Origin of the sequence: Pseudomonas sp. 18175, assembly GCF_050432925.1 — a bacterium.
In the GTDB taxonomy this organism is placed as follows: domain Bacteria; phylum Pseudomonadota; class Gammaproteobacteria; order Pseudomonadales; family Pseudomonadaceae; genus Aquipseudomonas.
Genome location: NZ_JBKFTO010000032.1, coordinates 53,448 through 66,381, shown reverse-complemented (window position 1 = coordinate 66,381; position 12,934 = coordinate 53,448). Strand labels below are relative to the sequence as shown.

Genomic DNA, 12,934 nt, shown 5'->3' with positions numbered 1-12,934 from the left:
GCCTAAGATCAAGAGCCAAAGCCAGAGCCAGAACACTCTCTACCTGATAATGGAGATCAAAATGTGGGAGCGGGCTTGCTCGCGAAGGCGGTGTGTCAGCCAAATAATCAGTGACTGACCCACCGCTATCGGGGGCAAGCCCCCTCCCACATTTGGATCTCTGTATAGCTGTAAATATGAGTGGATGTTCAAAAAAAAGGGGCGATCACTGATCGCCCCAAAGCTACATCGAGAGGTTCTTTCAAAAAATCTACAAACTGATCTGCTTGCGCTCCTCGTCCGTCAACCGCGCTCGCGCTTGTTCGCTCAGCGGGCCCGCGCCCAGCACCTGCACCGGGCTGTTGGGGTTGTAGCTGGAGCTTTTCTGCTCGGGCTCACGGGGCACCGGCTCGGTGCCGAAACTCAGCACCTCTACCGTGACAATGGATGGCCGCCCCTGCTTGGCCGCCGCCTGCTGGCTGCGTGCGGCGTCTTCTGCGGCCTGGGAAGCCGCCGCCCCCGCCGCGCTGGCCGAACTCATGGCGTTGGTGTTGACTGCGGCCGTCACCGGCACCCCGGACGACTTGCCCTGGGTCTGGATGTTCGCCGCGTTCACCACCCGCAATGCGGCGATGTTGATGTTGCCCGACACGCGGATACCCGCCTCGCCCGCATCAACGGTGCCCAGCGGCGCGATCAGGTCGATGTCCCCCGCCGGCACTTCCGGGATCGGGTTGAGCGTGGCGATCCCCGCACCGGTGCTCGGCACCGACGGCGACAGGCTCACGTTGCCCCAATTGTCATAGACCCGCTTGGGTGGCGTGTACACCACGGTGGTCTTGGAACCCCGCCCGGCGTTGATATCGCCCTCGGCGGTCCAGCCCATGATCGAGCCGCCAAAGGTGGTCATGATGCGGCTTTGACCCAACAGGATGCTGCCCAGGGAGTACAGCTGGATATCGCCTGCACCCTGGGTAATCACGCCCGCCGTCGACGGGGGTGCCGCGCCTTCGATACCGAAGGTTTGGCTGCCGCCTGGGGTGAGCATCTGGATCGAGCCACCGAAGTTGGTGTGCACACCCGCACCGCCGAACATCGTGATATCGCCTTTGTAGGTGATCGGGTTGCCGGCCACGTCCTTGTCCGGGAACAGCGCAGCGATGGCCGCACGCCCGCGTAGGTAGCTGCCCTGGCGCACACTGCCGTCGGTGTTGTACTCGCGGCCGGCAGCCTTGAGTTCGGCGAAATACACGTCACGAGCAAAGAGGCGCTGCTGTTCGGCGGGCAGTGCTGCGTAATAGGTCCGCGTCTGCTCGCTGTCACCGACAAAGCCGAAACGCTCGGCCAACCAATTGGCCAGTTCGCGTTCGTAGGTCTTGGCGACTTTGCCGCCCAGCAACGACTCACCCGGTTGCGCCAGGTTGGCGGGGTTCAGGTAGGCCTCGACGAAGCGCAGGTAATCCGGGCCGTTGGCGCCAACCCCCGCTTGCATAACGATGCTCGCGCCAGGGCGGTTGTCGCCGGAGGCAACCGGACCAAGGCTGGTAACGCTGACCTTGTCATCCATCAGGATATTGCGCCCGGCGCTCAACTCCAGGGCGCCTGGGCCGGCGACCTGGAAGTTGCTGTAGAGGATGTCACGCCCGGCGGAGACGATGGAGATATCGGTGGGGCTGTTGTGGACAAACAGGTTGCCCAGCAACTCAGTCCCATCTCGCCTGTCGGCGGTATGGAAACGGCTGCCGCTGCCGACAATATCGCGGCCCGCCATCATCCACACCGGCCCGCCGCCTTCGTACCAGGTCTCACCTTGATGGAGGGTGCCGGTGTTGGACGAAAAGGTAATGATCCGGCCGCTGCTGATCCCCACCAAATCGCCGTTCATGGCATAGAAACGCGCAGGCCCGGCCAAGGACGACGCGGCGGACGACGCGCTGGCGGAGCCAAACGCAAACAGCGGTAACGGGGTGCTATTGAATGAGCTGCCGTTGGCCGAAAGGTTATTGCCGTCGGCCACCAGGGTGCCGTTGATTTCGCCAACGAATGCCGGCTTCCATGGCGTGGCCACGATGCTTGGGTCGGCCGACGATTGCGTCACGTACATGCCACCGCCGTAGATCGAGTCATACGCCAGGAACTGCAATTGGCTCTGGCGACCGGGGGCCAGCAACAGCGCCAGATCGTCGCCAAGATCAAGCAGCGGCGACGCACCAGACCTGCCGTAGAACATGCTGCCGCTCGCCGCCGTCGCCCGCACGATCGAGGGGTAGACAATCGCCAGGTCCGGTGCCGTGCCGGTGGTGTTGGGGGCCAGGTTGCCGCCTGCGGAAAACAGGTCAATGGCCGTATGGTCGGTCCATAACGTAAACCAACTGGTGCCGGTGCCCAGTTGCAGGGTTTCGTCGGCGCTGGCGCCACGGGTGAACGCGGTGCGGTTGAGCAACACGACACGCCCCGGATCGACCACCTCTTGCAGCACAAGGTCGCCTGCGGTGCCGAGGCTGAAGGTGGCATCGCCCGGTGCCAGGATCATGCCCCCCGAAGCCAGACCGCGGGACGTGTTCACGCCGTCGTATGGCCGCGTATCCCCAGGGCTTTGGGCCATGGTGCGCACGCCGTACTGAAGGTCGACCTTGCCCAAGGCATCGCTGATGAGCTGCGCGTTGCCGCGGATATTCACTAAGGTTCCGTTTAACACCCCGCTGCTCAGATCACTGGCGGGGTTCAGCGCGCCACCGATGCGCACGCGCAAATCACCGCCGCCCGTCAACTGCACGCTGCCATCGGCCGCTACCCGCCCGGTGCTGCCGACCGCCAGAACCAAGCCCTGGCTGCGGGCGTTGGCGCTCGACGACATGGCGTTGCCGGCCATGCGTTGCAGCAGCCCGGCATTGCCGGCCACATCGACATCCAGGTCACCGCCGCCCAGGGTGCCGAAGCCGGTAAACCCGACCAGTTTGTCCGCCAAGGGTTTTTCGCCAATGACGCGGTCGGCGGTAAAACTGCCGAAGTTGATCCACCACGCGGTGAGCTGGGACTGGTCACCGGCACTCACAGCGCCGCTGCCTTGGCGCCACAGCCAGTTGGCGGTGCTGGAGGTGTCGACACCGATATCGCTCTCATTGGGGCGACCCAGGCCGTTATTGCCCAACTTGGCGGCAATATTGCCGGTCAGATTGCCCCCCACTTTCAGGCTCAGGTTGCCGCCCGCCTCCGGGTACCACGCCCGGTACAGGCTGGCGCTGCCGCCATCGACGAACTGTTCAAAAAAGCTGCCCGCGTCATTGAGCACCGTTGAAGAAACCCCAGTACCGTTGCGCGCCTTGGCCAGGTTGTAAGGGTCGCCTGCATAGGTTGCGCTGGACGAAGTACCGGCGGTGTACACGCCGTAGAGGGAGTCCATGCTCAGGTTGCCGGCGCTGAGCAGCTCAAGATCGCCCGTGCCGGTACGAATCACGCTGAAGCGCGAACTGCCGGGCGTGGCGGCGTAGGTGGTGGCGTTCAGTGAACGGCAGTAGAAGGGGAACTGCGAGCACAGGTCCGCCACCGATTGCAGGGAGGCGTTCTCGAAGGACTTCACAAACTCATCGGTCAGCAGCTCGCCTTCGGCGATGCCCAAATCGTTGGCCGCATCGCTGGTGGCGGCGTATTCGACCTTGGTGTTGCAGTAGTTCGAGAAGTTGACGCAGAAGTCTTCGATGCTGCCCAAGCTGTTATCGTCAAGGAACTGCTGATCAACCGGGTCGCCCTCTTTGATGCCGAAGTCCGGCCCGAAATCCGCCGCCGCGTCGGCGCTCCAGACCTTCACGCCTTGGGCGGGCAATGCCTTGGCATACATGCCGTAGTGGCTGTCGGCCAAGTGCAAATCACCACTGCGTGGGTGAGCTTGCAGCAGGCGACTGTCCGCCGCCTCGGTATCGGCGCCCGCCACCAGGCGCAAGGACCAGGACTGCGTGCCTTCGGCCAGCATTGGCGAGATAGCCCAAAGCTTGCCCTGCCCGCCCGCACGCAGTTCAACCGATGCGGCATCATCCGGCAGCTTGACGTTGGTGCCCGATGGAATCAGCGCGCCCTGGGGCAAGCCCAGATTGCGCTGGAGCGTGACCACGTTTAGCGTCGGGTTGAGCGCCTGGAAGTTCTGCGGCAATGGCACGCCCTTGGGCCAGGTCATCGCCTTGAGCAGGGTGTTTTGGGTCAACAACGACCCCGCCTCCAATTGCGAACCGGCCACCAGGGTCTGCGCCTGCTCCAGCAAGGTGCCCGCCGCGAACAACAGATTACCCGCGCCATCGAGCACGGCGGCCGCCAACACGGTGCCGGCTGGCACCACCAGGTCCTGGTTCAGCGTGGCGCNTTGCGAACCGGCCACCAGGGTCTGCGCCTGCTCCAGCAAGGTGCCCGCCGCGAACAACAGATTACCCGCGCCATCGAGCACGGCGGCCGCCAACACGGTGCCGGCTGGCACCACCAGGTCCTGGTTCAGCGTGGCGCGCACCGGCAGGCGGGTACCCGCCGCCACGCCGATATCACTGATCGGCAAATCGTAATTGAGCACCGTGCCCGATGGGAATGCCGTGCCGGCCGCCAGGGTCACGCCCTGCCCCGGCACCACGATGTCGCCGCCGGTGAAGTCAATGCCTGACAACAACACCCACCCCTTGTCATCCACCGTCTCAGGCGGCGGCGCGAAGCCATCGTTGAGGCTGCCGTAGATATTCAGGTCGCCACCGGCACGCAAGGTCAGGCTGCCGGCCTCGGTGAACTGGCTGGGGGATTTGAGGCTGGCGTAACGATAACCCGACAAGTCCACATCGCCCTGCACCACCAGGTCGCCGTCCGGGGTCTTGCTGACAATTTCTACACCGGGGCGCAGGTGGAAGGTATCGCCGTAGGTGGCGTTGTTCAAACCGGCGAGTTTGTTTTGCAGCAGGTTGGTATTGAGCAGCGCGGCGTTGATGAAGTCCGTGCTCAGTTTGTGTTTGCCATCGAGGTAGTCCTGGGTGATTTCCTGATACGGCCTGCCGCTGGCGGTCGGGTCGGTTTTCTCCGGTGCGTCGTCATAGGTGGCCATGCCGTTAAGCATGATCGCCCGCGCGCCCTGGATATCCACGCGGCCATGGGCGTCGATGGCGATGTCATTGCTGCTGCCATCGGCGTTGATCAGGCGTGGGGCGTTCAGCTCCAGGGTGCCGCGATTGCGTCCGTCGCTGCCAGTGCTGGCGGCGGTGCCGTGGCGCAGGTCGATGCGCGCACCCTCGGCCAGGGTCAGCAGGCCGTCGCCGGAACCGAGCACTACCATGGCGCGGTTGGGCGAGTCGATGATCTTGCCGTAGCTGTCCACCCGCAGTTTGCTGCCATGGGCGTCGAGTACGGCGCTGCCATCGAGGGTCAAGCCATGCTTGCCTGCCAGGTTGATACTGCCCACGCGCTCGCCGCTGGCGTCCACCAGCCCGGTGACCCGCAGGCTGCCGTTGTCCACCGAGACGTTGACGGTGCCCGCCTTGAGGCCATCGCCGATCACCAGATTGCCCTGCTTGAGCTGGAAGCTGCGCGCGCCATACACCTGGCCTGCGTTGAGACGCCCGTTGAGGCTGGCGAACTGTTGATCCAGCGAACCGCTGCTACCCAGGCGCTGCGCCTGGATTTCCACGGCGCCCGCCTGATACGGCATCAAGGTGCCGCCTGCATCGTAGTCACCGCTGCTGCTGCCGAGGATTTGCCCTTGCAGGTCGACAATCCCGGCGGCGGCATCGGTGGCCACCGCACGCAACTTGCCGGCCTGGTTGTGCTTGGCCGACAGGTCGATGGTTGAGCCTGCGGCCTGGAGGATATTACCGTTGCGACTGTCGAGCAGCACGTCGCCGCCCCAGCCGTATTGGGTGATGTCATTGAACACCACGGCGCGACCGGCAACGTCGAGCACGGCGCTGTCCGTCAGCACCACATCGCCACGTGCTCCCAGGCTGACCTTGCCGCTGGGCAAGACCACGGCGGTGGCCACGCGCACGCTGTCGCCTTGCAGGGACAGTTCGGCGCCCATGCCGTTGGCGTTGCCGCGTACACCGGCCGAGGCTGCGACATCTATCGCGCCGCCCGCCGTGATGCGGTTGACCGAACCGGCTTCACCGGTCATCAACGGCGTGAGGATATTCAAGTTGCCGCCGCTGTACTGGAAGCCCTTGACCGGGTCATAGCCGGTCAGGCTCTGGTACACCGACAGGCTGCCCTTATGGTTGGCGGTGATGCGCTCGCTGGCGTTGAGATTGACGTTGGCAAAACCCAGGGCCAGGCGGTCGAAGGTCTTGGTGGTGCTCTTTTGGGCGAAGGCGCCATAGCCGAATTCAATCCGCTCGGCATTGATATCCAGGCGCCCGCTGCCGGTGCCTGCGCCGCCGGTGATCACTGCACCCGGTGCGGCCTCGGCGCCTTGCCAGATCAGGTTGGCGGTGTGGATGGTGGCCACATCGTTAGCCCCCCCTGCGCCATAGATCGCCGGGGTAGACAGCAGCAGGTTGTCCAGGCGCGATTTGCCGGTCTGCGCGTCGTAGGTGTCCAGGGTGGTGGTGCCGTAGAAGTTGAACGCCTGGGCGGCGGACAGTTGCAGGGTCTCCAGGGCCGGGGCGCCGAATTGGGTGTCGCCGCGCAACAAACGGTCCAGCACTTGCTGGTTGAGGGTCAGGCCCGCCGGGAGCGCGTTACGCGCGGCGGCATCGGCCAGGGCGGCGGTTTCACCGACGTTGATATTGCTCAAGGCCAGGGTCAGGTGGCGGGTGCCATAGCGCACCGCTTCATCGATCTGCAACGCCTTGTCGGTGGCCACCACGATGGAACCTTCGGAATACAGTGAGGTTTGCCCGGTGCAGTTGCCCGTCGGGCAGACGCCGATCTGGATGCCTTCGGTGGGCAGCCCCCCAGCGTTGACGTAGGGCAACACATTGAGCAGGCCGTTGGACACCGCCAACATGTTGGCCACGCCGCCAAACACAAAGCCGTCCCGTGCGTCATAAGACGCTGCGCCCTGGCCCAGGGTGCTGATGGACGCGCCCTGCTCGATCACGATCTCGCTACCGGCGGTGACCAGCATCACCTCCGGCGCCACCAGGCTCGCGCCGGAGCGCAGGATGATCGAGCCGCCCAGCCCGATATTGAAGTCGATATTGTTGCCGCCCTGGCCATAGACCACTCGCGGCAAGCCACCCACCAACAGGCGCTTGGCGCCCAAGGCGTTTAGGCTTTCGGCCTCCAGGGTCAGGCCTTGGAAGGCTGGGTCCACGGCACTCCCGGCGGCGATGATTTGCGTCGCCCCGGCATCACCGCTCGGGGTGGTGTTGGTGACAACCACCGTGCCACCGAACCCGCCGGGCGCGGCGTCAAACAGGCCCACGCCCTTGAACAAAAACGTGTCGCTGCCGCCACCGGCTGCCAGCGCCAACTTGAGGGTCTTGGCGTCAACCGGCAACAACGGCCGTGGCACCCCCAGTTTGGCGGCATCGGCCACGGCGAACTGGGCGTAGCTCATTTCGTTGTACTGGGAATAGCGGCGCAGGGTATCGGCCGAGGTCAGGATGACCTGGCTGACCAGGCTGTCTTGAACACCGGTGTTGGCAATCGACAGGCGCCCGCCGGTGGACCACGAACCGTTGCGCATCGCCGTCACCCCGGCGACGCTGCCCTGCCCGGCCAAACCATTGAGTTCCACGCGGAACGCCCCTGGCAACAAGGCATAGGTGGAGGGCATCAGGGTGTAGGTGCCCGCCGGCAACCCCGGCACACCGGCGCCGATGGTGATCTGCTGCCCCACCAACGGTGTGGACGCGCCCCCTTCGGCCGCAACCGGCGCATAGCCCGCCTGCGCGCCCGGCACAATCGCATAGACCGGGTTGGTGCCCAGCCCTGGCAGCACAAAACCACCGCTGGCGCCAAACTGCACCAACGGGTTATAGCGCGCATCGGTGGAGCCGCCGCGCCCGGACACAAAGCCTGCGCCCAGCAGTTCGCCGCCACCGGACAGGTCCACCGTGGCATCGGGCAATACCGCCACCGACTTGCCGCCAAGGATCAACCCCACCGACAAATCCTGGCCGCGATCCACCACACCGCCCTGCCCGATAAAGGCCACAGTCTTGCCGTTATAGCGATAGGTCTGGCCGTCCAGGGTGCCGCCGTATGGCAGCACCAGGCCCTTGCCACTGACCGAAGTCAGGCTGCCCGGCAGCAGTTCGACCCGGGTGCTGCCAAGGTTGCCGATTTCGATCAGTCCCAGGGGCGCGCGCAATACGCCGCCTTGCACGATGGTGGCGGCACCCAATTGCAGGCGACCGAATACCGAGTACGGCACCGCGCCGTTGTCCGTACCGGCTTTCTCCAGAGTGAGGGTGCGGGTCGGATCAAAATTCATGGCGGTAGTACTGCCACCGGGCAACCTGCCCACCAGCACCTGGGCCGTCACTTCGCTGCCAGGGTAGATTCGCGCCGCCCGCAAGGTCAGGTCGCCATCGGCACTGAGCACCGTGCTGAAGTCATTCACGCCCGGGCTGGCCATCGGGCGACCGCCGAGAAAGCGCAGGTCACCTCGGCTATTGAGATGGACCTGATCAAAGCCCTGGGTCAGCGCAAAACTGACCCTGTCGCGGATATCCAGCAAGTCGCTGTCAACCGTGAACAGGCCTTGCCCCGGCGTGGTCGAGACCGGGTCGCGCAACGACGGCGCCACGTAGTTTTCCAGCCCGGTACGCACGGTTGCGAGCATGCCGCCAAGCACCACATGGGGCGCGCTCAGGTTAATCCGAGAGGCCGCTGGCGCGGCCGTCGCCAAGCGCATGGCGTTACTGTACAGCGCCAGGCTTTGGCCCATGTTCAGCGACACATCGCCGGCAAAGTTCAGCTCACCGTTGACCAACAAGGCCAGGTTGTCGAAGCCACCCGCCGTGACTTGGTCCACACCCAGCCGGGCATGCCCGTAGATCAACGAGCCCGCAGCCGCGTCGACATCATCCGGCAGCGCCGAGGCCTGATGCTGCTGGCTCAGCGTCAATTCACGTATCGGCAGCACCCGATCCGTCACCGCCGACTTGAGGTAATACGGCGACTCCAGCGCCAGCGCCAGGCGCCCGCCCGCCGCCCCTGCACCGCCGGCATTGGCGACGAAACTGCCGTCCAGGTACAGCCCGTTGTTGGATGCAAAGGCAATCGTGCCGCCGTTGCTCGCCACATTCGTCAAACCCTGGCCTGGGATAGTCAACTGCGCCTGGGCACCGGACGCATCCAGCCGTGCGCCATCGCGCACCACCACGAACAAATCGCTGGTGGTGGCAATCCCCGTGGCTGGGTCGATATCGCCGCCCACGCTGATTTGCCCGCCGTTGCGCACCTGGCCGTAGACATTGCCGCGCGCATCCACGGCCGTGACGGCACGGGCCGCCACATCGATCAGCGCGTGCTCACCGATCCAGATCGACCGGCCATGCCCGGCGGCCTCGACTGTTTCCGAAGCCGCCGTGGTCAAGCCCTTGAGGCTGACGTTGCCGCCCCAGGCATTGAGCGTGCCGTTCACGCTAAGCTGGCCGACGCTGGCAAGGTTAATGGCCTGGCCGGGATCAACCGTGATCACCGCGCCCTGCCCCACGCTCAGCGCGGTGGTCGCCATTTGCGCGGCGCTGGATTGGTTGTGCCCGGCGCTCAGGCTCAAACTGGCGCCACGGCGCTGAGTCAACACACCCTTGGTCGCATCTTCCTGATACAGCAGCGGGGTCCAGCGCTCCAGCACACTCGCCGGGTCGCTGCCAGTGAGTGCCGTGCTGGTCTGCGCGCCTATGCGGTAAACCGGCGTGTTCACATCGACCTGGGTGCCGTCCGCGACGATCAGCCCTTCGTTGCCCGTGATGTCATAGGCCGAGAAGCCTTTGTTGAAAAAGTCGCCGGCCAGTTGCAGGGTGCCGGCATCCGCCGCGCCCGCGCCGATCAATACCTTATGGGCCTGCAGGGTCAGCGTGCCGCCGCCGTTGACGCCGAACCCGCGCACTTCACCGCCCAGGTCGAGGGACCCCAACCCGCCCAGCTTCACGTCACCACCCTTGCCGCCGCTGAGCTTGGCGTCTTGGTCGAGGGTGGCGCCGGAGGACACATCCACCAGGCTGCCCGCTGCCAGGTTCACCGCGCTGGTACTGCGCAGCGACACCTTGCCGCCGTTGATAAAAGCCACGCCCTCGCGCAGGTTGGGGTCGAGGGCAAGGTTGTTCCAACGCCCACTGGTATCGAGCTTGACGCCGCTGGCCACATCGAGGCGCCCGCTGCCGGCCAGGATCACATCGCCCACCGCGTTGCTTTTATTCAGGTCGACCTGGGTGAGGATGTTGCCTGCATTGATACTGCCGCCATGGGCGGTCAGGTTGGCGTTAAGCGTGACCTGCGGCCCGTACAGCGTGATGTCGCCGCCGTCCGCCACGCCGAGGGCGCCGTTGACGGTGATCTGCTGCTTGGCACCGACCTTGATTGCCCCCAGTTGGAAGCCGTTGAGCTGGTCGCTGTCGAGCAGCACTTGGCCCTGGCGATCCGCTGGCAGCACCGTGGTGAGGTCCAGGCCGTCGGCGATTTTCTGCGTGTTAGTGTCGATCATTACCTGATCGGCGCTGCCATTGAGCGCATAGCGCAGGGTGCCGGTGGTCTTGTTGTAGATCGGGATGTACTGGCCAATGATCAACTGCGCGCGCTGGGCCATAGCCTTCTGCGACTGCTGGTAGCCGTCCAGGTTGATATTGGCCGCCTGGGTCTGGCGATCCCCCTGGAACACGTCGCTGATCACCTGGCCTTCCAGCACTGCGCTAGAGGTGCCCACCACCAGCTTGCCGGCGTCGCGGCCCACGGTGTAGCCCGACTCATAACGGCGTTGCGGGGCGATCATCGGGTTGTAGTAATACTCGGTCTGGCCCCAGCGTTCGCTGGTGGACTCAAACCCCTTGTAGATGCCCGAATACAGAATGTCCCCCGGTGCCCGCGACAGCTCGTACAAACGGCCATTGGGGCCTTTGAGCCAGGTTTGCTGGATATAGCCACCCTGCACATCCACGGTGCCGCCCGACAGGTTGATCTGCGCGCCTTGTTGAGTCACCACGTCCTTACCGGTAAACGTCACCGTGCCGCCCTGGGCCATCCACTCGCCCACCGAGTGGCCTTGAGTGCCCAGGTAACCGCCCACTTCCAACAGGCCGCCGGCGGTGTACCAGCGGTCCGTGGCATAGCCGTTGGTGCCTGCCGGCACAAACACCAGCTCACGCAGGTCGACCCACACATCGTTGTTGATCAGTTGCCCACTGTCACGGTTGACCGGTGCATCGCGCTGTTCGTTGCCCTGGACATTGATCTTGATGTTGTTGGCTTCCATCGACACCTTGACGCCCACTGCGCCCGACACGTCGATCATCGCGCCATCGCGCACCAGGCTGCGCCCAGCGGCACTGACGGCGACTTGCCCGCCGGTGGCCAGGGTGATCGAGCCGTTCTGGAAGTCCACGGTGCCGCCGCTGACGATCTCAATGCGCGACTGGTCGGTACGGTCGGCCACGGCGCTGAGGTTGTTGAACTGGCCGGTGATCAGGTTGGCGGCCAGGCCATCGAAGCTGGTCAGGCCATTGCCTTTCTGGCTGTTGAGGGCGGTGCTGCCGCTGGCGTCCAGCAGGATTGCAGTGGTGCTGCCCTCGCCCAGGGTCACGCTGCCCGTGGTGTCGCTGGCCGAATTGAGCAAGTGAATGGTGCCACGGGTGTCCACCGAGGTGCTGGCCAGGGCCACGCCGTTTTGCTGCACCTGGTGGCCGGTCAGGGTGATGTCGCCCGTGGAGGCCATGATCAGGCCGCTGTTGGTGACCTTGCCCGCGCTGCTGCCGGCCTTGAGGCTGGTGGCCACTTCATTGCCACGGGTGGTAGAGCGTTCGTTCGCCGTGGTGCCCACACCTTTGCGGATATAGAAGCTGTCACCGGCAGCCAGGGTGGTCTGGCCCTTGGCGGTAATAATGGTGCCGGCGTTTTCCACCTCGGAACCCAGCAGCAAGGCGTAGCCACCGGCGTCGGTGGAGGTGGCCGCGTTATGGGTCTGGATCAACGCACCGCGCTGCACCTCGACCTTGCCGGCAGCGTCGGTGAAGGTTGGTTGGGTACCGGTGCTGTCCACGTAAATGCCGCGCTGGGTGAACTGCTCGTCGGTGATGGTCGCCGCCGCCGCCACCAGGTTACGCACGTTGACCTGGCTTGAGCCGCTGAACACCACGCCGTTGCGGTTCATGATCATCACGGTCCCGGCGCCGTTGACCTGGCCCTGGATCTCACTGGGCCGCGCATTCGGGTCGTTGACGCGGTTGAGCACGGCCCAGTTGGCCTGCTGCTGGAAATCCACCGTGGTGTTGCGCCCGACGTTGAAGGTCTCCCAGTTGAGGATCGCCTTGTCGGCGGTCTGCTCGATGGTCACCGTGGTCTTGCCGCCAGCTTGGACCTGGGTTGGGTTCTTGGCATTGGTCCAGCCCTGGGTCAGGCTGTTGTCGACCTGCAGGCCGCCTTTGCCCAAGCCATCAGGAATGTTCGACACCTGGCCAAACGCCGCTTGCCGCCCCGCTGCCTGCGCGGCCTGCTGGGCCGCAATCGAGGCCACCGTGGTGTTGAGGCTGCTGATGGAGCGAGCCAACTGCTGGTTGACCCGTGCCTGCTCACTCAACGTTGGAATGCGCCCCACCTGCCCCGCGTTGACCCGTGCCGCCGTCGCGGCCTGGGTCGCGCCCTTGTTGGCAAACCAGGCGGGACTGAACGGCGTGGCCGCATGGGCGTTGGCCGCCACCATCAACAAGGCAATCGCCTGGGCCAAGGGCGCAAGGCGCAGCACGGTCTGGGCTTTTCGGTTAACCGTCGGTTTGCAGCGGACCATCGGGAAGATTCCTTGTTGAGAGTGACACGTATGAGGGTTAGGCGGTTG

At 64.8% G+C, this 12,934-nt stretch carries 1 protein-coding gene; it reads right to left on the bottom strand.

From position 1 onward, the window contains the following. Nucleotides 1-250 precede the first annotated feature (250 nt). On the bottom strand, nt 251-12,886 hold the full coding sequence (locus ACLD1Y_RS29055) for a filamentous haemagglutinin family protein (protein WP_429481108.1): 12,636 nt from the start codon (nt 12,884-12,886) through the stop codon (nt 251-253). Between the last annotated feature and the right edge of the window lie 48 nt (nt 12,887-12,934).